22 protein-coding genes are annotated in these 20,852 nt (G+C 63.1%); 2 read left to right on the forward strand and 20 right to left on the reverse strand.

Annotated features, from left to right (window positions below; translation table 11 throughout):
- Positions 1–40: 40 nt before the first annotated feature.
- The 10 genes from jaqu_RS08715 to jaqu_RS21625 all read right to left on the reverse strand — a co-directional run bounded on the left by jaqu_RS08715 (position 41) and on the right by jaqu_RS21625 (position 9,968).
- Positions 41–598 carry a tetratricopeptide repeat protein gene (locus tag jaqu_RS08715; RefSeq protein ID WP_043918582.1) on the reverse strand — a complete coding sequence of 186 codons (558 nt, stop codon included), beginning with the start codon at positions 596–598 and terminating at the stop codon, positions 41–43.
- Between the two features lie 10 nt (positions 599–608).
- Positions 609–1,532: a type II secretion system F family protein gene (locus jaqu_RS08720; RefSeq protein WP_236687825.1), complete on the reverse strand. Its 924-nt coding sequence runs from the start codon at positions 1,530–1,532 to the stop codon at positions 609–611.
- Positions 1,533–1,583: 51 nt separating this feature from the next.
- A complete protein-coding gene (locus tag jaqu_RS08725; protein WP_043918584.1) occupies positions 1,584–2,552 on the reverse strand; it encodes a type II secretion system F family protein in 969 nt (322 codons plus the stop codon).
- Between the two features lies 1 nt (position 2,553).
- Entirely contained in the window at positions 2,554–3,999 is a 1,446-nt protein-coding gene (locus jaqu_RS08730) for a CpaF family protein (protein WP_043918585.1), read from the reverse strand.
- Positions 4,000–4,014: 15 nt separating this feature from the next.
- Positions 4,015–5,340, reverse strand: a complete 1,326-nt coding sequence (locus jaqu_RS08735; RefSeq protein WP_043918586.1) for an AAA family ATPase — start codon at positions 5,338–5,340, stop codon at positions 4,015–4,017.
- Between the two features lie 256 nt (positions 5,341–5,596).
- On the reverse strand, positions 5,597–6,277 hold the full coding sequence (locus tag jaqu_RS08740) for an OmpA family protein (protein WP_043918614.1): 681 nt from the start codon (positions 6,275–6,277) through the stop codon (positions 5,597–5,599).
- 5 nt (positions 6,278–6,282) lie between these two features.
- Complete coding sequence (locus jaqu_RS08745) at positions 6,283–7,686, reverse strand: type II and III secretion system protein family protein (RefSeq protein ID WP_043918587.1); 1,404 nt, start codon at positions 7,684–7,686, stop codon at positions 6,283–6,285.
- Between the two features lie 611 nt (positions 7,687–8,297).
- The gene (gene cpaB, locus jaqu_RS08750) at positions 8,298–9,125 is read right to left on the reverse strand and encodes a Flp pilus assembly protein CpaB (protein WP_043918588.1); all 828 of its coding nucleotides are present in this window, start codon (positions 9,123–9,125) and stop codon (positions 8,298–8,300) included.
- A 237-nt stretch (positions 9,126–9,362) separates the two neighbouring features.
- Positions 9,363–9,566 carry a hypothetical protein gene (locus jaqu_RS08755; RefSeq protein WP_052500867.1) on the reverse strand — a complete coding sequence of 68 codons (204 nt, stop codon included), beginning with the start codon at positions 9,564–9,566 and terminating at the stop codon, positions 9,363–9,365.
- Between the two features lie 228 nt (positions 9,567–9,794).
- A complete protein-coding gene (locus jaqu_RS21625; protein WP_161793849.1) occupies positions 9,795–9,968 on the reverse strand; it encodes a hypothetical protein in 174 nt (57 codons plus the stop codon).
- Positions 9,969–10,715: 747 nt separating this feature from the next.
- Here jaqu_RS21625 and jaqu_RS08760 point away from each other — a divergent pair.
- Positions 10,716–11,561 (forward strand): lytic transglycosylase domain-containing protein, encoded by an 846-nt coding sequence (locus jaqu_RS08760; protein WP_052500868.1) that lies wholly within the window; start codon positions 10,716–10,718, stop codon positions 11,559–11,561.
- A 60-nt stretch (positions 11,562–11,621) separates the two neighbouring features.
- Here the strand turns inward: jaqu_RS08760 and jaqu_RS08765 are convergent, their stop codons facing one another.
- Genes jaqu_RS08765 through jaqu_RS08775 form a run of 3 tightly spaced genes read right to left on the reverse strand, consistent with a single transcriptional unit; the run spans position 11,622 to position 13,991 of the window.
- Entirely contained in the window at positions 11,622–12,248 is a 627-nt protein-coding gene (locus tag jaqu_RS08765; protein WP_043918589.1) for a CoA transferase subunit B, read from the reverse strand.
- Positions 12,249–12,257: 9 nt separating this feature from the next.
- A complete protein-coding gene (locus tag jaqu_RS08770; protein ID WP_043918590.1) occupies positions 12,258–13,283 on the reverse strand; it encodes a PAS domain-containing protein in 1,026 nt (341 codons plus the stop codon).
- Positions 13,284–13,289: 6 nt separating this feature from the next.
- Positions 13,290–13,991 carry a CoA transferase subunit A gene (locus jaqu_RS08775; protein ID WP_043918591.1) on the reverse strand — a complete coding sequence of 234 codons (702 nt, stop codon included), beginning with the start codon at positions 13,989–13,991 and terminating at the stop codon, positions 13,290–13,292.
- A 157-nt stretch (positions 13,992–14,148) separates the two neighbouring features.
- Between jaqu_RS08775 and glpK the strand changes: the two genes are divergently transcribed.
- Entirely contained in the window at positions 14,149–15,606 is a 1,458-nt protein-coding gene (glpK, locus tag jaqu_RS08780) for a glycerol kinase GlpK (RefSeq protein WP_043918592.1), read from the forward strand.
- Between the two features lie 24 nt (positions 15,607–15,630).
- Here glpK and ribD read toward each other — a convergent pair whose 3' ends face one another.
- From ribD to rpoD, 7 genes are all read right to left on the reverse strand, one after another.
- Positions 15,631–16,731: a bifunctional diaminohydroxyphosphoribosylaminopyrimidine deaminase/5-amino-6-(5-phosphoribosylamino)uracil reductase RibD gene (ribD, locus tag jaqu_RS08785; RefSeq protein ID WP_269078985.1), complete on the reverse strand. Its 1,101-nt coding sequence runs from the start codon at positions 16,729–16,731 to the stop codon at positions 15,631–15,633.
- A gap of 4 nt (positions 16,732–16,735) precedes the next feature.
- Positions 16,736–17,200 carry a transcriptional regulator NrdR gene (nrdR, locus tag jaqu_RS08790; RefSeq protein ID WP_043918594.1) on the reverse strand — a complete coding sequence of 155 codons (465 nt, stop codon included), beginning with the start codon at positions 17,198–17,200 and terminating at the stop codon, positions 16,736–16,738.
- Positions 17,201–17,266: 66 nt separating this feature from the next.
- Positions 17,267–17,677: a secondary thiamine-phosphate synthase enzyme YjbQ gene (locus tag jaqu_RS08795; RefSeq protein WP_043918595.1), complete on the reverse strand. Its 411-nt coding sequence runs from the start codon at positions 17,675–17,677 to the stop codon at positions 17,267–17,269.
- A complete protein-coding gene (locus tag jaqu_RS08800; RefSeq protein ID WP_043918596.1) occupies positions 17,677–18,135 on the reverse strand; it encodes a thiol-disulfide oxidoreductase DCC family protein in 459 nt (152 codons plus the stop codon). Before jaqu_RS08800 ends, jaqu_RS08795 begins: the two co-directional genes overlap by 1 nt.
- A 58-nt stretch (positions 18,136–18,193) precedes the next feature.
- On the reverse strand, positions 18,194–18,457 hold the full coding sequence (locus tag jaqu_RS08805) for an HlyU family transcriptional regulator (protein WP_043918597.1): 264 nt from the start codon (positions 18,455–18,457) through the stop codon (positions 18,194–18,196).
- Positions 18,454–18,843 (reverse strand): hypothetical protein, encoded by a 390-nt coding sequence (locus jaqu_RS08810; protein WP_043918598.1) that lies wholly within the window; start codon positions 18,841–18,843, stop codon positions 18,454–18,456. The genes jaqu_RS08805 and jaqu_RS08810 overlap by 4 nt, the downstream gene beginning before the upstream one ends.
- Entirely contained in the window at positions 18,840–20,819 is a 1,980-nt protein-coding gene (rpoD, locus tag jaqu_RS08815; protein ID WP_043918617.1) for an RNA polymerase sigma factor RpoD, read from the reverse strand. The genes jaqu_RS08810 and rpoD overlap by 4 nt, the downstream gene beginning before the upstream one ends.
- Between the last annotated feature and the right edge of the window lie 33 nt (positions 20,820–20,852).

Raw genomic sequence — 20,852 nt, forward strand, 5'->3', positions numbered from 1 at the left:
TGCCTGCGTCCTTCTCTGCTCTGGCCCATCGCTGATCATTTCATTCGGGCGAATGGAGACCGAAGACTCCATCCGGACGACGCGTCAGCGTAAAGGCACTTTCCTCTTCCTCAGGGTAGCGCATCGCCTCCATCATGGATAGCGAGCGCGTCAGATTTTCCTTGATTTCTGGTATTGATGCATCAAGCGCAAAGGCCCTTCGAAACGTCTCATGCGCCTCGCCGGTCTGGCCCCGTTCCAGCAGGATGACACCCAGATCGTTCCAGGCGCCGGCATCGCGCGGCTCCTCCTCCAGATACTGGCGAAGCAGGCGTTCGCTCTGACCGAGTCGTCCGAGGCGAAGGTTCGCCGCGGCCATCCCGCGCAGAAGGGGAGGGGTGAGGCCCTGCTCGCTGGCGGCCTTGATATAGGATGCAAGCGCCAGCTCCGGTTCGCCCCCGTCAAGGAGACGATCGCCCACGATCATCGGATCGACGCCCCCGTCATCCGCGAAGCCGGGCGCGGCGAGCGGGTCGTCCGTCAGCGCGCGGGACGGCAGGCCCGCCTGACAGGCGGTCAGTGCGATCATCGCGACCATGGGAATGAGCGTGCGGGCCATGCCGTTCCTCTCAGAAGCCGACGCCGCCGGACAGGGTGGTGGCGATGCCGTGTATCGACGGGCCGATCAGAATGATCAGCAATGGAGGCACACAGAACATCATCGTCCCAACAGTCAACTTCGTGGGAAGAACGTTGGCTTTTTCCTCGGCGCGCATGACTCGTTTGTCACGCATCTCGGACGCGTAGACCCGCAGGGCGTCAGCGATGGACGTACCGAAACTTTGCGACTGGATCAGCACGGTCACGAATGAGGTGATATCATTCAGGTCGCACCGCTCGGACATGGCGCGGAGCACCTCGCCCTTGTCCTTGCCGGCCTTCATTTCGTGGCTGACGAGCAGGAACTCCTGGGCGAGTGCCGGATAGCTGGGCTCGATCTCCTTCGCCATCCGAATGATCGACTGATCGAGGGACTGGCCGGCTTCGACACAAACCAGCAAGAGGTCGAGCGCATCGGGGAAGCCGTCTTGGATCTCTTCTTGGCGCTTGGCCACACGCTTTTGCAGCCAGTATTTTGGCGCGTAGTAGCCGGCTGCACCCGGACCGAGGATGTAGAGGGCCATCATTGCCGGATCCAGATCCTCGCTGAGGACGAGGACGTAGAAAGCCCCGACGGTCAGGAGGCCAAGGCCCAGGATCATCTGAGCGGCATGAAGCGTTCGCACAGCGTCCCGATGGCCGTAGCCCGCCCGCAGGAGCATCATCCTCGTTTTGGACAGCTCCTCTTCGTTGTCGGGTTCGAGATAGGAGGCGTATTTCGCCAGGAGCTCGTTCGAGGCACCGTGGCGCTTGAGCCGCTGGTTGTCGTCGACACTCCGCGCGCCGCCACGGCTCGGGTTGATCCGGTCGAACGGATCCTTCTCGCGCTTCATCACGATCGGCAGGGCGATCAGGATCAGCAGGAGACCCGCGCCGCCGGCCAGATAGATCATTCCATCGGGACCGAGGAGGCCTTCGATAATGGGGGCAATAACTTCCATTGTTCAGACCTTGATGTTGACCATCATGCGCATGAAGAAGACGTTGACGATCAGGAAGACGACGACGATGGCAGCCATCGGGATGAACCAGGTCGAGTCTTTCACATCATCGTAGTAGTCGGGCTGCATGACATTGATCCCGACCAGTGCGAGGATCGGGAATGCCGACAGGAATATCCCGGACCAGCGCGCCTCGGCAGTGATCGCCTTGACCTTGCGGAAAAGCTTGAAGCGAGCCCGGACCACGTTCGACAGTCCTTCGAGGATCTCGGCGAGGTTGCCGCCCGATTTCTGCTGGATCGCCACGGCGACCGCGAGGAAGCGCATGTCCTGAAGGCCTGTCCGCTCGGCGAGCGCGCGCAGGGACTCCGAAACGTCCCGGCCGTACGCCGCTTCGTCCGCGATGAAGCCCATTTCGGACCCGAGCGGGTCAGCGACCTCTTTCGCGACGATGCCGATCGCGGAATTCAGGGGGTGACCGACGCGCAGACTGCGGACAATGAGTTCGATCGCGTCCGGAAGCTGTTCTTCCATAAGCGACAACCGCTTCTTTGCGGCCCGGTTCACCCAGACAAAGACGGATCCGACACCGAACACGATCGAGAGCACGCCGAGCATCGCGGAATTGGCGGTGGTGAAGAAACTGAGCAGGAAGAAGCTGACGACCGTCAGCAATGCCATGACCCCGATCAGCATGCCGGGCGTGAATGCCAGGTTGGCCTTCTGCGCCTTTTCCGCAAGCAGCGAATAGAGCGGAATGCTTTTTGCCTTGTCGTGCTGGCTCATCTCCTTGCGGAGCTGGGCCATGACCTGGTCGCGCGTATTGCCCTTCTCCATAAGGGTCAGGCGCCGGTTCACACGATTGTTGAGCTTAATGCTCTTGCCGAAGATCAGCAGGTAGATGCCGCCGATCAGCAGATAGACGGCGCCGAAAATCGCCAGATAGATCAGTGGCTCGATCGACAATTGCATGTCAGTTGCTCCCGGCGGGTTCGTAGATCGAGGCCGGGAGGTCGTAGCCCCAGGCCTTGAAGCGGTTCGCGTAGTGGCTGCGAATGCCGGTCGCCGTGAAGCGACCGATGATCGTTCCGTCCGACTCGAGGCCGAGACGTTCGTAGCGGAAGACCTCCTGGAGGGTGATGACTTCGCCCTCCATGCCCGTCACCTCGGTGACCGAGACCATCCGGCGGGAGCCATCCTGAAGACGCGAGGCCTGCACGATCAGGTTCACAGCCGACGAGATCTGTGCGCGGACGGCCTTGATCGGCATCTCGATCCCGGCCATCGCGATCATGTTCTCCAGGCGCGAGACCGCATCGCGGGCCGAGTTGGCGTGGATCGTGGTCATGGAGCCGTCGTGGCCGGTATTCATCGCCTGAAGCATGTCGATGACTTCCTCGCCACGCGTCTCACCGACGATGATCCGGTCAGGCCGCATCCGCAGCGCGTTCCGAAGACAGTCCCGCTGAGTGACGGCGCCCTTTCCCTCCACGTTCGGCGGACGGCTTTCCATCCGGCCCACGTGATCCTGCTGGAGCTGAAGTTCCGCCGTGTCCTCGATGGTCAGGACGCGCTCGGCATGGCCGATGAAGCTGGACAGCGCGTTCAGCGTGGTCGTCTTACCGGAACCCGTCCCGCCTGACACGATGACGTTCAGCCGTGTCGCTACAGCGGCCTGGAGATAGGCCGCCATCTCTTCGGTGAAGGCGCCGAACGTCACCAGGTCGTCGACGGCCAGCTTTTCCTTCTTGAATTTCCGGATCGAGACCAGCGATCCATCTACCGCGACCGGCGGAACCATCGCGTTGAAGCGCGACCCGTCCTTTAGACGGGCGTCCACGTAAGGGTTTGACTCGTCGACGCGGCGTCCGACAGCCGAGACGATCTTGTCGATGATCCGGAGAAGGTGACGCTCATCCTTGAAGCGGATGTCGGATTTCTGAAGCTTGCCGGCACGCTCGATATAGATGTTGTGAGGGCCGTTCACGAGAATATCGTTGACGCTCTCGTCCTTCAGAAGCGGTTCGAGCGGGCCGAGGCCCATCACCTCGTCGAACAACTCCGAGTTGAGGATATCGCGGTCCTCTCGACCGAGGATCACCCCCATGTCGGACAGCTCTTCGCTCGTGATCGAGACGATCTCCGCCCGGAGCGCGCCAGACTCGGCCGTGTCGAGTGCGGCGAGGTTCAGGTTGTCGAGCAACCTGTGGTGCATCTCGGTCTTGAGTTCTTCGATCCGCTCGCGGCGCTTCATGTCCTTGTCGACCGGTGCAGCCTTGGCGGGCGCCTTCGCGGGCGCGGCCTTCTTTGGCTGTTCCGGGGCCGGGGCAGGGGCAGACGCGGCCTTGGTATCCTGAGCCGGGGCTTGGCTAATCGGTCGCGCGGCCTCGATCTGGGGCTTCTTGTATCTCGAAAACATTTTAGTATCCGTATGTTAGCCGAGCTTGATGCCGAAGATCGGCTTCTTCTTCGATCCGGTTTCCGCAGATGCAGCAGAGCTGCCCAGCCCATCAGCCAGTTTGGCTAGCTCCTTGCGAAGCGGGCTTCGCGCGGCCGCGGTCGACAGGGGCAGGGCCTGATCGTTCGCTTCGGTGACGGCCTTTCCGCCATCGGGCAGCACTGCGTCGAACTTGACCTCGAGCGTCTCACCGAGCTTCTGGATCCGGCCTTTCGCCTGAAGGTCGGTCTTTCCGGGCGCCCGGTTGAGGATCCAGCCCAGGCGATCCATCGCGATTTCTTCACCGGTCATGAGCCGGATCAGACGCATCGCGTTCTGCGCGGCGCGCACCTCCAGTGGCAGGACCAGATGGTAGCGATCCGCTGCCCCGATCACGGTGTCGGTCCACTGCGTCAGCGTTTGCGGCATGTCGATGATGACGACGTCGAAGCATTTGCGCGCAAGATCGATAAGCGCGGTGACATCTTCGGGACCGATCAGGTCGAGCGGCAACAGTTCGGCCGGGGCGGTGAAGACCTGCAGCCTTGGATTGACTTCCTGAAGCGACTGACGAAACGCCTCCTCGTCCATGGAGGCGGTGTCGGTCAGGATCTCGTAGATGTTGTCCTTGCAGGATACGTCCGTGTAGGTCGCGACGGACCCGAATTGCAGACCGAAATCCATCAGGCAAACCGATGGGGATGCCGATTTGGACGCGGTCGAGAGTTCCCAGGCGACATTCACCGCGATCGTCGATGCGCCAGCGCCTCCGACGACGCTCTGGAAGGCGTAAAGCTCGGAGCCGCTGCCACGACCGCCGCCGGTCGATGTCGGCGCTTGACCCGCTTCTGACTGGCCGCCGGGAGGACCGGCTTCGGCCGTGGCGCTTCGCATCGCGTCGGACATACCCATCTTGGGCGACCGGGCGCGGGCGACGGCATCGGCGAGCGCACTCTCTGGAAGAGGGTAGGGTGCGAAATCGTCCGCCCCTGCGCGCAGCAATTCATGCAATTCCATCGGACCGAGGCCGTCCGCGACGAGAATGACCTGCAAGCCGATTCGCTTGGATTGCTTGATGATCGCCGCGATCCGTGTCAGCTCGCTCTCGTCCCGGTGGTCGATCGCCACGACGACGAACCGCATCTCCCGCGCCTCGTCTGTGCGAAGGAACTCTGCCGCTTCGGAGAAGGTCAGGTCGCCCCAGGCTTCGCCCAGTTCGGCCTCCATGTCTTCGATCAGCAGGTCGAATTCCTGGATATCCCGCGATACCGTGACTGCCTCGAGCGGTGCCGGTTCCGGCTCAATCGCCAATTCTGCGCTCATCGCTCTTCATCCTCTTAACGGTCACGGTGCTCGGTTTCCCGGGCGGCAACGCTTGCAGGGCACAACAACCCCTTCCCCATGTTCCTGACCCGTAATCTGGGCGACAATGGGACCGAAAAGCTGAAAATGTCGGTAAGATCAGTGGGGGCATTCGTCTTGAATGCGCCACATCGCTGCCTTTCGGAAACGAGAACGGCCCCCTGCCGTCGTAGGGCAGGGGGCCGTCTTTTGCTTCTTGCGTGTGGTCGGCGACGCCTTACTCGCCGCCTCCGCCCGAGAACTCGCCGCCGCCCTCGAAGCCTTGGTTCGAGACCGTGGCCGCGCGGCCCGAGCTGCCGACGTAGTTCCGGTAGATCACCTGGGCATACTTGCCGTCGAGGATCAGCGGATGGCTCTGAACGAAGCCGGTCACCTTGGTCACCGTGCGGCGGTTGGCTCGCTCACGTCCTTCGGTGGGAACGACCGGGTCGGTCTCGCCGCGAGAGACGAGGGCCTCCAGGCGGTCCTTCGACACACCGCGTGCGGAGATGTAGTTGACCGCGGCGCGAGCCCGGCGCAGGCCGAGACGCCGGTTATAGGCGTTCGATCCAACCAGGTCGGTGTGACCGTAGACGCTGAAACGGACCTCCGGGAAGGTGCGGATGAAGTCCGCCTGCTGCTCCAGGATGGCACGGGCATCCGCGTCCAGTTCGGCCGAGTTGAAGGCGAAGGTCACCGTGGTCGGAACGGACGCCTCGAAGCGTTCGCCGAGATGGACCAGAGCCGTGATCTCACCGTTATGCACGCCGATGTTGTTGCGCGTCGCGGCACCGAACCCATCGATCGTGTAGCCTTCGCCAGCCGGATCGTTGAAGCCGTTCCGGCCACAGCCGGCCGCGGTGAGGGTGAAGCCGGTCAGGCCCAGCAGGGCGGAGCGGCGCGAGAGTTTGCGATCCATCGCCATTACTCCAGAACGTAGCCGTAATTGCCCGAGAAATCCTGATCGGCTGCGGCATTGCGGGCCGAACGGGACGTGCTGCTGGTCTCACCCGACAGGCGGCCGGAGAGGAACAGTTCGTTCTCGGTGGGGGGGCGGATGCGGTCGGTGGGCAGCGCGATGGCGGCACCGCTGACCGGTTGCACGAGGTGGGCCGTGATCACGACGACCAGCTCGGTCTGGTTGCGCTGATAGCCGGAGGACCGGAACAGCGAGCCGATGACCGGCACATCTCCGAGCCACGGAACCTGGTTCACGCTGTCGCGGAACTCGTCCTGAAGCAGACCGCCGATGGCGAAGCTCTGACCGTCGCGCAGTTCGACCGTCGTGGTCGTCTGGCGGCGGCTGAAACCCAGCACTTCGGCGCCGTTGATGCTCGTGGTGACCGACTGGTCCAGCGCCGAGACGGATGCATCAAGCTGAAGGTTGATGATATCCTGATCGACGACCGTCGGCGTGAAGGTCAGCTCGACGCCGAAGGGGCGGTACTCAACACCAACCTCGGTGCCGTCATCCCCATCTCCGATCACAGGGATCGGATACTCGCCACCTGCCAGGAAGCGGGCCGGCTGGCCGGAGAGCGCCGTGACGTTCGGTTCGGCCAGAGTGCGGACGAGGCCCTTGGTCTCGAGCGCTTCCAAGGCGAGCTGGACAGCAGTGGAGCCGATGTCGAATCCGACGACCGCGAGGTTGTTCGCGCCCGGGACATCGGACAGCGTGGAGACGAAGCCGCCGTCCTCGCCGACATCCAGAAATCCGTCCGTTGCGCGATTGGATGCGATGGTCGTCTGCGAGCCGAGGTTCTTGCTGACCTGGCGCGACATTTCCGCAAAGCGGACCTGCAGCATCACCTGCTGGACGCCACCGACGCTCATGAGGTTCAGTACGCGCTCGGGGGCGTAGCGTTCGGCTACTTCCAATGCGTCCTGCAGCTTGGCCGTCGAAGAGACGGTGCCCGACAGCACGATGCCGTCATTGGCCGTCCGGACCTCGATATGCTCGTTCGGGAGCAGCTCGCGGAGACGCTCCTTGAATTCCGCGATATCGGGGGTCACGCGGACCTCGACATTGGTGATGAGCCGGCCATCGGGGCCCAGCAGCGTCAGCGTCGTGCGGCCGGGCGCCTTGCCCAGGACGTAGACCGTGCGCTCGGACAGGGTCGCGATATCCGCGATCAGCGGGTTGGCGACGCTCAGTTCGGCGAAGGGCGTGTCGCTTTCCAGCACGATGGCGCGGTTCAGCGGCACCCTCAGTGCGGATTGCGTGGCGCCCTGCGCCAGGCGAAGTGTTTCAGCGAATGCCGGGGCCATTGGAACGGCGCCCACCATCGCCCCGAGCATGAATGCCCGGAGGACGTTCTTGAAATTCATGTGACCTGCCTCTCAGTTCACTCTGCTCATGTTTGGCCCATACCGCCGACGGGCCATTATTCTGGCGGCTCTTCTGTCCGCTCCGGACCTCGCCACAACGATGGCGGCGAGTTCCCGCTCACGATGGAGAATGGCCGGCGGGTGAGACAAGCTTGTCGGTCGAGAAACCACCGAACGCGTTAACGGGATGTGAGACATTTGTCACAAAACCGGGGTCAACGTCATGAGTTCGCCCCACTCTGTCGCCGTCGGCGCTTCATTCAAGAGATGAGCGAGGGATATCCTGTGGAAGTAGCGCCGAATGCCTTTGCCGCGGGCGCGGTCGGCGATCCGGCTGCCGAGCGGTCGGAGACGTCGCGATCAGCATGTCGGGCTGGCCGCAGAATTGCAGCCTGGCTCTCCACTCGCCCGTGACAGAAGGGGTAGAAGGTCGCGGGATCTACTGTCCACGGCACGTTCGTCGGAGCGCTGAGGAAACCACTCAGGGTTTGTCGGAGGAACGGTAGCCGCTTGCAGGGCTGCGTTCTATCCGTCCGTGGAGGTTCTTTGAGGCACAAAAAGCATGACGAGCCGCGAGGCGGCTCGTCATCATCAACCGATGGGATCGGGATTCAGCCTTGTTCGGGGCACTCGACCCGGATCCGCTGTGCTTCGGCGCCCTTGCGCACGGTCTGATAACAAATCCGTTCCTGCTCGCGGATTTCTTCCGGGCCCACAATCTCTTCGAGGGTGGCTTCGACCTCTTCCGATAGGGTGTCGTCCCGAACGCCGACCAGCGCGAGCGTTAGTTTGCCGGTCGCCTGCGCCTGAGCCAGTTTCGCCACGACGCGCGGCGGCGCTTCGACAGTGACCGTGCGCGCGATCGTAGGCGAGTTGCGTTGGGCATCGGTCACCTGGTCGATCGCGATGAGGGGAAGGCTGGCGTGGATCAGTCGCGTGATGCCACCGACTTCTTCGCCATCGTTGCCCGTCCAGTAGACATCGACCCGGTCGCCAGGCCGAAGGAAACCGGAAACCCCCGACATCACGTCGACGCGGAGAGCGAACGCACGCATGCCGGGCGTCAGCGTTGCGGCGACGCCCGCATCTGCGCCGGGGTCTGTCACTTTGGCCTGCAGGAGTGGTTCACCCTTTTCCATCGCGCGGAGAACGGTTCTTCCGCCGTCCTCTCCCGGGGGGAAGATCGCCTCCTTCGAAGGGAAGACGCCGGATGGAAGGGAGGCCTTGGGCCAAAGGACCGCCTGGACATCGGTCTCGCGAAGGACGTCGCCGTAGCGAAGCGAGCGCTTCACGACGAAGACATCCTCGACATCGATGATCGCGCTCTTGGTGCTGTCGAGCGCGGCCTGGTATTGTGCAAATCGATCCTGAGCCTTCGTGATCGCGAACCCTGCAAGGCCCAAACCGGCCAGCAGGAGGAAGAGAAAGATGGCGCGCATCGCAGGTTACCTGTCTGTTCGTTGCATCGGGCCCGGCCGGTGCCGGATATCGTTTCCGGGATGGCCGCGGATTGCGGCGAAAGCGTGGACTGGATGCGAGGATTCAATGGGAGATGCCGGTTTCGCACCTTCAGGTTAATGTCAGAAGAACGTCAGATTAAACAGGACGAGGGCCGTGGATCTCTCCACGGCCCTGTGCATCACGCAGAGCGATGATGCAAACTCGGTCTTCGGAAATCAGCCGCCCGAGCTCGAAAGCGTGAATTCGGTGTGGTTTTCCGTCAGCTTGTTGTTGATGTCGCCGGTCAGGTCGTCGATGCCACCGCGGACGACGGACATGACAGCCAGGCCCAGGCCCACGAGGGCGGCGGTCAGCACAACCCAGTCAACGGTAACGGCACCGGTTTCGTCGGCGCGGAAGGTCTTGATCGCGTTCAGCATGTGAATTTTCCTCGGTCAGATGCTTCGTTCATCGTGGCGTTGCGCCGTTCGATGGAGAGATGTTTGGCGGCGAATCTGGGCACGAATTGGGAAGAATAGAGTAGAATACGAGGTGATATTTCGCTTCATTTTAACGGTTTCCCGCTCCAATCGTTTCACTCTTGGCAACGCTGACGCGAAAGGGCCGCTCCGAGGAGCGGCCCTTTCGCGCCTTCAGGGATGGACTCATCAGAACGAAGAGGTGTCCGATATCCCGATCTGCTGATCCCGCGCCGTTGAGTGTTCGGATACACTCGCTGCCACGAAGCCGAGCCCGACCAGAACGATTCCGATGATGCTCGCGCTCACGACGACCCAATCGACTGCCGTCGACTTCTTGGTGTTTTCATCCCGATCACCCATTCCATTCTCTCCGTTCCTGAACGTTTCGGTGCTGGTCCGACCTGAATGATCAGTTTGGCGAAAGCAGGGGCTGGGTTCGCCCGTCGCGGGGCGATTTCCGGCATCTTGGATCGTATCCTCGTTCGACGGGCGAGTGAGCCGGGTTGCGTGGTGCTAAAGCCTACAACTTCCCAGAAAGGTGTTCCTGCACGATCAAGCTTCGAGCCTCACGGTGCTTCCCGCTCGCGACGGCACTCGTATCCGGGCGGCCAGTGTGTCTTGCGCGGGACGCAATGAGGAAAGGGCCGCGCCTGCCAGCGCGGCCCCCTGTCCCTCGGTCCAAGGTGTCCCTCGGGTCGTGACGGCCCTTCTTTGATCACGCCGCCTGCCAATTGGCGCGATCCGGAGCCTGCTCGACGTCACGTGGTCCGCCCCTTGAGGGGCTGTTCTTATGATCCGACCGGGTCCGCCGTCTGCCGTCGCGAACCGGATGACCGGATGAGACGGAGGATGCTGGCGAAATGAGGCGAGATTGTGCCCCATTTTGCACGAATTGGAGACGATCATCGAATGCCAATGAAATAAGGTCGTTGACACGCCCGACATGCAGGATCTGGACGGAGAAAACGCAGATTGGGTCGTCTCATTCCGAATGTTTGCACGGAAAGTCACACTCCTGCGCAGATCGTTCGGGCGGATGGTTCGCTCGCGGCCCGTCCGTGCGATCCTTCCGGCAACGAAAATAGGTTCATCGAGCAGGTGACCGGAATGAAGATCAAATTCGCTGCGGCGTTCTGCGCTGTGCTTTCGTTCGGCCTGGTCTGGTCGCCGAGCTCGGCGGATGCCGAATACACATTCAAGCGGGTCAAGCCGCCCAGTGCGGGGTCGCGCGCACCGCGGATCGACATCCAGATCACGCCCGAGGATATCGCGCGGGCAACGGCGCCGCGTCCCTCGATCCCACGGCCACCGGAAGCCGCCACCCCGGATACCGCGCCAGCGATGGCGGCGACTTCGGATCATCAGTCCTGGTTCTGGAGCGCCGTGTCGCCTGCGATCGGTCCGGCTGCGGGGCGGTTCCGCAACGCGACACGGGTCGCGGCAAAGCCGCCCAAAGGGTCTGGGGTTCGCGCACCGTCCCTGGAACACCTTCAGAGCATCGCCAGCCGGTACGGGCCGGAGATCCTGCGTCAGTCTGTCGGATCGCGGGTCAGTCCCGCGCTGGTCCTCGCGCTGATCTCGGTCGAATCCGCCGGCAAGGCCGATGCGGTCTCCCATGCCGGGGCGCGCGGATTGATGCAGTTGATCCCCGCGACGGCCAAGCGATTCGGAGTGGCGAACATCAGTGACCCGGCGCAGAACATTCGCGGCGGCGTCGCCTATCTCAACTGGCTGATGGAAGAATTTGACGGGGACCCCGTTCTTGCACTCGCGGGTTACAATGCGGGCGAAGGCGCCGTCCGGAAGCATGCCGGAGTTCCGCCTTACGCGGAGACGCGCGCCTATGTCCCGAAAGTGCTGGCCGCCTGGAATGTTGCACGGATGATGTGCACGACGCCGCCGGAGATGCCGGGTGACGCCTGTATCTTCGCCACCTCGGTCGCATCACGATAGGACTTCGCGTGAATCGGGTCAGGGTCCGCCCGTGCCGGGCCCCCGCACCTGTGTGCGCCGTCAATCGACGAGCGTTGCCTCGGTGACCGCGCGCACGTCCTCTTCGGTAACGTCTGGCGCAAGCTCGACCAGCTTAAGGCCCCCCTCGACGACGTCGAGGACCGCGAGATTGGTGATGATGCGGTCCACGACACCCTTTCCGGTGAGCGGCAGGGTGCATTCCTTCAGGACCTTCGACTCGCCGTGCTTGTTGGCGTGGTCCATCACCACGATGACACGGCCCACGCCCGCGACGAGATCCATCGCGCCGCCCATGCCCTTGACCAGTTTGCCGGGGATCATCCAGTTGGCGAGGTCGCCCTTTTCGTCGACCTCCATCGCACCGAGGATTGCCGCAGCGATCTTTCCGCCGCGGATCATCGCGAAACTCGTCGCCGAGTCGAAGTAGGCGGTGCGGCGAAGCTCCGTGATCGTCTGCTTGCCGGCGTTGATCAGGTCGGGATCCTCTTCTCCCTCGTAGGGAAAGGGACCCATGCCCAGCATCCCGTTTTCGGATTGGAGCGTTATGTCCTTGTCTCCAACGTAATTCGCAACGAGCGTCGGGATGCCGATGCCGAGATTGACGTACATGCCGTCTTCGAGTTCGGCGGCCGCACGTTCGGCCATCTGGTCGCGGGTCCAGGGCATTCGGTTCTCCTAGAAGTCGGCGACGCCAACAGGGACGTCGATCATGACGACGGTTCCGGCGGCGCCGCGGACGGGTGTCATCGTTGCATCCAGACCGGACACGAGCGCCTCGATCAGGCGACCGCCAACGCTGTCAGGGTCGGGAAAGGGTGCGTTGCGCGGCAGGCCGACGCCGTCATCTGTCGTGACCACGCGGAGGCCGCCGGCGGCGAGGCGGGTCATCCGCAGCTCGACAAGCCCTTCCTCCATCCGCTCGAAGGCATGGTCGAACGCATTTGCGAGGACTTCGGAGACGAGAAGCGAGATCCGAACGGCCGAGTCGAGGTTCACGTCCATCGCCTCGATATCCTGAAGATACCGGACGCCGGGCCGTCCATTCTCGTGCGCGACGGCGCTGCCCACACGGCTCAGGAGGGACCCGAGGTCGATGCCGTGACCACGGCCGTCCTCGTCTTGTTCCTCGGACAGCTTCATCGACTCGTAGACGAGTTGCAGGCACTCCAGACGGCGATTGAGCGCGGCGAAGTCGAAATCGTCACGGGCGGACGGCTTCCCGATCGTTTCGAGTACCATCGAGACGTCTTCCGCAAGGCGCGTGCGGACCTTCTTGAGAAGCTCGTTCAGCGCCTTCTCTTCGCTTTCCTCTTCGTAGAGCTCTTTCTGAATGCCGAGAAAGTAGATCACCTTCCCGTCACTGTCAGAGATCGGCGCGATGATCAGGCGATTGACGAAAGAGGTGCCGTCCGCGCGGTAGTTCAGGATATCGACGGAGACGTCTGTTTCGGCCTCGACGGCTTCGCGCAGGCGGTCGACGCTTTCCTTCGTCGTCTTCTCGCCCTGCAGAAATCGGCAGTTGCGTCCCACGACGGCGGACCGTTCGTATCCCGTGGTCCGTTCGAAGGCGTGGTTGACGTAGACGATCGGATTGTCCTCGGCGCGCGGGTCCGTGAGGACCATGGCCACGCGGACGCGGCTGAAGCCCGCGAGGGCCGCCTCGTCGCTCATGACCTGAGAGAGTTTGCGCGCCTTCGTCATCTGGCGTCAGGCGGCGCGGGGCCGCGTCGTCCGCTGTTCGATCCGCTTCTCGTGCTGCCCCTGGATGAGCCGATGGACGTAGATGCCCGGAAGGTGGATGTGATCCGGGTCGAGCGTTCCCGGCTCAACGATCTCCTCGACCTCCATGACGCATATCTTCCCGCAAGTCGCGGCGGGAACGTTGAAATTGCGCGCCGTCTTGCGAAAAATCGCGTTCCCCGTCGGATCGGCCTTCCATGCCTTCACGATTGCCAGATCCGCGACGATGCCGCGCTCCATCACATAGGTTTCGCCGTCGAAATCCATATGGGGCTTGCCTTCGGCCACGACGGTCCCCACGCCGGTCTTCGTGTAGAAGCCCGGGATGCCAGCGCCACCAGCGCGCATCCGTTCGGCCAGCGTCCCTTGCGGGTTGAACTCCAGATCAAGCTCGCCCGAGAGATACTGGCGCATGAATTCGGCGTTCTCGCCCACGTAGGACGAGATCATCTTCTTCACCTGACGCGTCTGCAGCAGGATCCCGATACCGAAATCGTCCACCCCCGCATTGTTCGAGGCAAAGGTCAGATCCCTGGTCCCCGCATCCTTGATCGCCGAAAGCAGCAACTCGGGAATGCCGCACAAACCGAACCCCCCGGCGGCGATCAGCATCCCGTCGTGAAGAACGCCATCCAGCGCGCTGGAGGCAGATTCGTAGACCTTCTTCATATCGCGCTCCCGGTCGTATTCCCGACAGGGGATGCCCCTTCACCGCCGGGAAAGTCAACGGAAGTCAGGTCGTATCCGGACCGGTAGGGCTGGCACAGCGCCCGCGGGCGCCTTAACCCAGACGGACCGGAGGAAGAGACATCTAGGGAGGCCCGCTATGACCTACATCCTCGCGATCGATCAGGGGACGACATCGAGCAGGGCAATCGTGTTCGACAAGAACCTGCAGATCGTCGGATCGGATCAACGCGAGTTTCCACAGAATTTCCCCGATTCAGGTTGGGTCGAACACGATCCGGAGGACATCTGGGCCTCGGTTGTCGCCGTCATGAAAGGCGCAGTTCAGAAGGCCGGCATCGAGCCCGATCAGATCGCGGCCATCGGGATCACCAACCAGCGCGAGACCACGGTGGTCTGGGACCGGGAGACGGGGAAGCCGATCCACAACGCGATCGTCTGGCAGGACCGCAGGACAGCAGATTTCTGCCGCAAGCTGAAGGAAGAGGGCCTTGAGGCAGAGGTGACCGAGCGAACCGGTCTGTTGCTAGACCCCTACTTCTCGGGCACGAAGCTGCGCTGGATCCTCGACGAATGCGGGCGGCGCGACGGACTGCTCTTCGGGACGGTGGACAGCTTCCTGATCTGGCGCATGACAGAGGGCAAATCCCACGTGACGGATGCGACGAATGCCTGCCGCACGATGCTGTCGAACCTGTCCACCGGTGAATGGGATGCGGATATCTGCAAGATGCTCGACGTGCCCATCGGTATGCTCCCGAAGGTCTTGGACAGCGCGGCCGATTTCGGGACGACCGACATTCTGGGGCCGTCGATCCCGATCCTCGGGGTCGCGGGCGATCAGCAGGCGGCGACGGTCGGTCAAGCCTGCTTCGGGAAGGGCATGATGAAATCGACCTATGGCACGGGTTGCTTCGCGCTCTTGAATGTCGGCGAGACCCCGGTCGTCTCGAAGAACAGGCTCCTCGGGACGGTGGCCTACCAGATCGACGGCAAACGGACATACGCGCTGGAGGGGGCGATCTTCGTCGCCGGTGCGGTCGTGCAGTGGTTGCGCGACGGATTGGGCATCATCGCCAAGGCGGCCGATACGCACCCGCTGGCCGAGAAGGCGGACCCGAACCAGCGGATCTACCTCGTCCCCGCCTTCACCGGGCTCGGTGCCCCGCACTGGGATCCGGACGCGCGGGGTGCGATCTTCGGACTGACGCGGAATTCAGGCCCGGCAGAGTTCGCACGCGCCGCCTTGGAGAGCGTGGGATACCAGACCCGGGACCTCGTCGACGCGATGGCGGCGGATGTCGGCGGACTTGGCGACACGGTCCTGAGGGTCGATGGCGGAATGAGCGCGTCGGATTGGGCGATGCAGTTCCTGTCCGACATTCTGGGCGCTCCGGTGGACCGGCCGAAGGTGTTGGAAACGACCGCTCTCGGGGCGGCGTGGCTTGCAGGCATGCGCGCCGGCGTGTTGCCCGGAATGGACGAGTTCGCCGCGACCTGGGCCGTCGAGAGGGAGTTCCAGCCGCGGATGCAGGAGGCCGAGCGCGAGGCGCGGTATCGCGGCTGGCAGGCTGCCGTGAGACGAACGATGGGCTGAGGTGCGCGGGGGGACGACTGCGCTTCAGGGCGTCGTCGGTTCCGACGAGCTTTCCCAGACAGTATATAGGTCCGCGCCGATCGCGCGGCTTGTCAGCAGTTCCATTCGAGGCGCACGCGCGAGCAGATTCAGGCCCATCGGGCCAATCGACGGCCTGCCTTCCGCACCGATGACCGCACCGGCAGAGTAGAGTTCCAGCCGATCGACGAGCCCGGCGGCGAGCAGAGAGGCGGCCAGCTGTCCTCCGCCCTCGCAATAGACCCGGGTCAGACCTTCCCGTCCAAGGATGGCGAGGGCTTCCAACACGTCGACCCCGCCAGCATCGGTATGCAGGATCGAATGACAGCGGACTCCGGCGGCCTCGAATGGCGCGGGATCGCCGCTGGAATGAAGAAACCAGGTGGGGATGTCCCGCGCGGTGCGGACGAGCTTCAATTCCAGTGCCAGGTCGAGGCTGCGCGACAGCACCACGCGGATCGGCTGCGGCACATCGCCGAAGCCGCGAACCGTCAGTGCCGGGTCATCCGCGCGCGCCGTGCCGGCACCGACGAGGATCGCGTCATGCGCGGCCCGGCGGGCATGGACGTGGCGTCTGGCCGCCTCGCCCGTGATCCATTGGCTTTCGCCAGTCGCGGTTGCGATCCGGCCATCCAGCGTCGTGGCAAGCTTCAGGGTAAGGGCGGGGCGACCATTTCGAATACGGGTCAGAAATCCGCTTTGCAGCGCACGGGCCTCTGGCTCGCATACTCCTTCGGTCACTTCGATCCCCGCCTCGCGGAGCCGTGCGACGCCCCCGCCATCGACCCGCGGGTCCGGGTCACGCAGGGCGACCACGACACGCGCGACACCTGTTTCGATCAGGGCGTCCGCGCAGGGCGGCGTGACGCCATGATGGGCGCACGGTTCCAGCGTCACGTACGCCGTCGCACCCCTCGCCATGCCACCTGCTTGGGAAAGCGCGACCGTCTCTGCGTGGGGCCGACCGCCATCGGCCGTGCGACCGCGCCCGACGATCCGTCCGTCACGTACGATCAGGCATCCGACAGCCGGGTTCGGCCAGACCCGGCCCAGCCCGCGCGCCGCCAGGCCAAGCGCGGCCTGCATGAAGCGGGCGTCATCGCTCAAGGCGCTAGGCGTCAGGCGAGGGGGGGCGCAATTCGGAGACGAATTCCTCGAAATCGTCCGCCGCCTGGAAGTTCTTGTAGACGCTCGCAAAGCGGACATAGGCCACGGTGTCGATCCGGGCGAGACTCTCCATCACGATCTCGCCGATCTGCTTGGACGGAATATCGGTGTCGCCCATGCTTTCCAGCCGCCGCACGATGCCCGAGATCATCTGATCGATCCGCTCCGGCTCGACGGGACGTTTCTGCATCGAGATCCGGATCGACCGCTCCAGCTTGTCGCGGTCGAATTCCTCGCGCTTGCCATTGGTCTTGATGACGACGAGGTCGCGCAACTGGACCCGCTCGTAAGTGGTGAACCGGCCCCCGCAGGCCGGGCAGAGGCGGCGGCGGCGAATGGCCACATGATCCTCGGCCGGTCGCGAGTCCTTCACCTGCGTGTCGATGTTGCCGCAGAACGGGCAGCGCATTTGTCCCTCTCCCCCACCTCTTGGGTCGGCGTCACCTTGCCCCCCCAGAAATGGTGGCGCAAGGGCTCAACCCATGAAGTGTGCAGCGACTTCGCGTCTATGCGGGCGTTGCCGGTGCTCGACCAGATAGATGCCCTGCCAGCGTCCCAGCCGCATCGCGCCGCTCTCGACCGGAATCTGAAGCGATGTCGGAAGCAGCATCGCCTTTATGTGCCCGGGCATGTCGTCCGGGCCCTCGTAGGTATGTGTCAGGTAGGACATGGATGGATCCGTGGTGGGAGGGACCTGCCGGTGCAGCCATTCGCGCAGATCGGTCTGTACTTCTGGATCCGCGTTTTCCTGAATGAGCAGGCTGGCGGACGTATGGCGGATCATCAGCGTGAGCAGACCATCCCCGGACGGAAGCCAGTCGGCGACGACAGGCGTGAACTCGGTCAGGCCCGGCCCGTTCGTTTCTATCGTGAACGTCGTCTGCATCAGGCGGCGTAGGGTAGATCGAGGAAGCGCGCCCGCTGGCCAGAATTCGGGATCAGGCAGGACCCGTAGCGGCCGAAGATCCGGTACCGGTTGCGGGCGATCAGATGATAGACCGTGTCCTTCACGCGATCCGGGAGCCAGCGGAGAGCTGCCAATCCGCGCCAAGGCCAGCCGATCGCACCCATCGCCGCTGCGAAAGCGTCGAGCCGCTCATGAATGCGCCCGCCGACGATCACGAGGTTGGTCTCGAAATCGTCCGTCGGGAGGTTCAGCGCCTTGTAGAGGTGCTGACCCAAAGGCGACTGGGCGGTCACGAACCGGAACCGTCCGGCCCTGTCGTGGGCCAGCATGAAGCGGAAGAAGCCGGAGCAAAGAACGCATTCGCCATCGAAGACGATCAGATCGTGATCTGCGATCGCCCTCTGCAGGGCCGGTGGTAGAGCGGTGACGGAAGTCATGTCAGGAAGGGTAGGAGGCCCTGCACCGTCGCCAATGCGGCATCAGGGTCCGCGGCATTCAGCGGAAGAGCCCCTCGCCCTGTTCATCGATCACTTGCTTCGCCTTTGCAATCGAGGCCTCTGCGGCAGAGTCCCGATCCCGAAAGACATCAGCGCGGATCAATTCGTGGGTCTGCTCGCCCTTCTCGATCACCGCGCCCAAGCGAAACTGGCCGCCTTCGGATATGGGTCGCGGGGTAATGGTGAAGCCTTCATAGGTTTCGACGGAAAATTCCTCTGCCGGGGCGGCGGCACCGCCGAAGAGTCTCTTGAGGAAGTTCATCTGATTTCCCCTACGACGGTCGGTGCTTCGGTGGCCCAGTGATAATCGCGTACTCGGGCCTGCTCGGCTGGGACCTCGGTCTCGGATATGCCGCTTACCTTCGTCTTTCCGTCGACGAAGCTGCCGGGTGACGGCATTGGAGATCCAGCATCAAGGCTCGCTTTTGTCACAACCATCACGGAAACATCTGGGTGACCGTTCTCACGACACATCTCAGCAGCCTCGTCCAAGATCTTGGCGAGGCCCTGTCCAGTTCGATTCGAGATTTCCAAGCGTTCAGCGAGGTCGCTGTAGGTCAGGAACGGTTGCTCCGACGCTGCTTGCGCGACCACAACCTTGATCGTCCGGAAGGCGAGCTTCCGCGTCCGCTCCGTGACCTTCCTCACTGATCCAGGAAGCTCCGCAGCTTGCGACTCCGGCTCGGGTGCTTCAGCTTGCGCAGCGCCTTCGCCTCGATCTGGCGGATCCGTTCGCGGGTGACGCTGAACTGCTGGCCCACCTCTTCGAGCGTGTGGTCGGTATTCATCCCGATGCCAAAGCGCATCCGCAACACCCGTTCCTCGCGAGGGGTCAGGGACGCCAGGACGCGGGTCGTCGTTTCCTTCAGGTTCTCTTGGATGGCCGAGTCGAGCGGCAGGACCGCGTTCTTGTCCTCGATGAAATCGCCGAGCTGGCTGTCTTCCTCATCACCGATCGGCGTCTCGAGAGAGATCGGTTCCTTGGCGATCTTCATCACCTTGCGGACCTTCTCCAGCGGCATTTGCAGCTTTGCGGCCAGTTCCTCGGGCGTCGGCTCACGGCCGATCTCGTGAAGCATCTGGCGTCCGGTCCGGACCAGTTTGTTGATCGTCTCGATCATGTGGACCGGGATCCGGATCGTGCGGGCCTGGTCGGCGATGGACCGGGTGATGGCCTGCCGGATCCACCAGGTCGCGTAGGTCGAGAACTTGTAGCCGCGGCGATACTCGAACTTGTCGACGGCTTTCATCAGGCCGATATTCCCTTCCTGGATCAGGTCCAGGAATTGCAGGCCGCGGTTTGTATATTTCTTGGCGATGGAGATCACGAGGCGCAGATTGGCCTCGACCATTTCCTTCTTGGCCTGACGGGCTTCCTTTTCGCCCTTCTGGACCTGCGCGACGATGCGGCGGAATTCCGAGATGTCGACGCCGACATACTGACCCACCATGGCCATGTCGCCGCGAAGCTCTTCGATCTTGTCGCGCGACCGGTCCAGCAGCATCTGCCAGCCCCGGCCGTCCTTTTCGGAAATCCGGTCAAGCCAGGCCGGATCCAGTTCGGACCCGCGATAGGCCTCGATGAACTCACGGCGGTTGATGCGGGCCTGGTCGGCCAGCTTCACCATCCCGGAATCGATCGACATGATCCGTCGGTTGATGCCGTAGAGCTGGTCGATCAGAGCTTCGATCCGGCCGTTGTGCAGATGAAGCGAGTTGACCAGTTCGACGATTTCCGAACGCAGCGCCTGATACTTCTCTTCGGCCTTGTCGCCGAAGCTGCCGTCTTCGTTCAGCGTCGCCGAAATCCGCTGGTCCTGCATGTCCGCCAGCTTGGCGTAGTCGTCCGCGATGCGGTCCAGGGTCTCCAGGGCGCGGGGCTTGAGCGCGGCCTCCATCGCGGCAAGCGAAAGGTTCGCACCATCGTCGTCGTCGTCGTCATCGTCTGTCGCGAGCGGGTTGCCGTCGGCGTCGACCTCTTGCGTCTTTTCCTTCGGCTGGTTGTCGTTCGCGGGCGCGGCGCCTACGACCGGCGTGTCCTCTTCGCCGTCGAGTTGGTTGCCGAAGGTCGTCTCGAGATCGATGACGTCCCGCAAAAGGATGTCTTCGGACAGAAGTTCGTCCCGCCAGATCGTGATCGCCTGGAAGGTCAGGGGGCTTTCGCAAAGGCCCGCGATCATCGTGTTACGGCCGGCCTCGATGCGCTTGGCGATCGCGATCTCGCCTTCGCGGGACAGCAACTCGACCGAACCCATCTCGCGGAGATACATGCGGACGGGGTCATCCGTCCGGTCCAGTTTCTCTGTCTGCTCCGACCCGAGCGCGACGTCGCGCCCCTTGGACGCGTCGACCACGGCCGTCGAGGCGGACGGGTTCTTATCGTCCGACTCCTCTTCGGCTTCTTCGGCCTCGACGATGTTGATGCCCATCTCGGAGAGCATGGACATGACGTCTTCGATCTGCTCGCTCGACACCTGGTCAGGCGGCAGCACGGCATTCAACTGGTCGTACGTGATGTAGCCCTTGGCCCGGGCCTCGGCGATCATCCGTTTGACGGCGGCCTGGCTCATATCCAGAGAGTGGCCGTCCTGTTCATCCTTACGGTCGTCTGTGTCCTTCGCCATCCGCCGCTCCCGCATCGGAGTGATTCTTTCGTC

This window comes from Jannaschia aquimarina (assembly GCF_000877395.1).
Lineage (GTDB): Bacteria > Pseudomonadota > Alphaproteobacteria > Rhodobacterales > Rhodobacteraceae > Jannaschia > Jannaschia aquimarina.

What these genes read in the sequence shown, in the direction of transcription:
- jaqu_RS08725 (WP_043918584.1), bottom strand. Translation starts at nt 2,552, where the DNA reads ATGCAATTGTCGATCGAGCCACTGATCTATCTGGCGATTTTCGGCGCC.
- jaqu_RS08755 (WP_052500867.1), bottom strand. Translation starts at nt 9,566, where the DNA reads ATGCTGAACGCGATCAAGACCTTCCGCGCCGACGAAACCGGTGCCGTT.
- nrdR (WP_043918594.1), bottom strand. Translation starts at nt 17,200, where the DNA reads ATGCGCTGCCCGTTCTGCGGCAACATCGACACGCAGGTGAAGGACTCG.
- cpaB (WP_043918588.1), bottom strand. Translation starts at nt 9,125, where the DNA reads ATGCGCGCCATCTTTCTCTTCCTCCTGCTGGCCGGTTTGGGCCTTGCA.
- jaqu_RS08740 (WP_043918614.1), bottom strand. Translation starts at nt 6,277, where the DNA reads ATGGATCGCAAACTCTCGCGCCGCTCCGCCCTGCTGGGCCTGACCGGC.
- jaqu_RS08745 (WP_043918587.1), bottom strand. Translation starts at nt 7,686, where the DNA reads ATGAATTTCAAGAACGTCCTCCGGGCATTCATGCTCGGGGCGATGGTG.
- jaqu_RS08805 (WP_043918597.1), bottom strand. Translation starts at nt 18,457, where the DNA reads ATGAACTTCCTCAAGAGACTCTTCGGCGGTGCCGCCGCCCCGGCAGAG.
- jaqu_RS08775 (WP_043918591.1), bottom strand. Translation starts at nt 13,991, where the DNA reads ATGAAGAAGGTCTACGAATCTGCCTCCAGCGCGCTGGATGGCGTTCTT.
- glpK (WP_043918592.1), top strand. Translation starts at nt 14,149, where the DNA reads ATGACCTACATCCTCGCGATCGATCAGGGGACGACATCGAGCAGGGCA.
- jaqu_RS08760 (WP_052500868.1), top strand. Translation starts at nt 10,716, where the DNA reads ATGAAGATCAAATTCGCTGCGGCGTTCTGCGCTGTGCTTTCGTTCGGC.
- jaqu_RS08735 (WP_043918586.1), bottom strand. Translation starts at nt 5,340, where the DNA reads ATGAGCGCAGAATTGGCGATTGAGCCGGAACCGGCACCGCTCGAGGCA.
- jaqu_RS08770 (WP_043918590.1), bottom strand. Translation starts at nt 13,283, where the DNA reads ATGACGAAGGCGCGCAAACTCTCTCAGGTCATGAGCGACGAGGCGGCC.
- jaqu_RS08730 (WP_043918585.1), bottom strand. Translation starts at nt 3,999, where the DNA reads ATGTTTTCGAGATACAAGAAGCCCCAGATCGAGGCCGCGCGACCGATT.
- rpoD (WP_043918617.1), bottom strand. Translation starts at nt 20,819, where the DNA reads ATGGCGAAGGACACAGACGACCGTAAGGATGAACAGGACGGCCACTCT.
- jaqu_RS21625 (WP_161793849.1), bottom strand. Translation starts at nt 9,968, where the DNA reads ATGGGTGATCGGGATGAAAACACCAAGAAGTCGACGGCAGTCGATTGG.
- jaqu_RS08765 (WP_043918589.1), bottom strand. Translation starts at nt 12,248, where the DNA reads ATGCCCTGGACCCGCGACCAGATGGCCGAACGTGCGGCCGCCGAACTC.
- jaqu_RS08800 (WP_043918596.1), bottom strand. Translation starts at nt 18,135, where the DNA reads ATGACTTCCGTCACCGCTCTACCACCGGCCCTGCAGAGGGCGATCGCA.
- jaqu_RS08795 (WP_043918595.1), bottom strand. Translation starts at nt 17,677, where the DNA reads ATGCAGACGACGTTCACGATAGAAACGAACGGGCCGGGCCTGACCGAG.
- jaqu_RS08720 (WP_236687825.1), bottom strand. Translation starts at nt 1,532, where the DNA reads ATGATCTATCTGGCCGGCGGCGCGGGTCTCCTGCTGATCCTGATCGCC.
- jaqu_RS08715 (WP_043918582.1), bottom strand. Translation starts at nt 598, where the DNA reads ATGGCCCGCACGCTCATTCCCATGGTCGCGATGATCGCACTGACCGCC.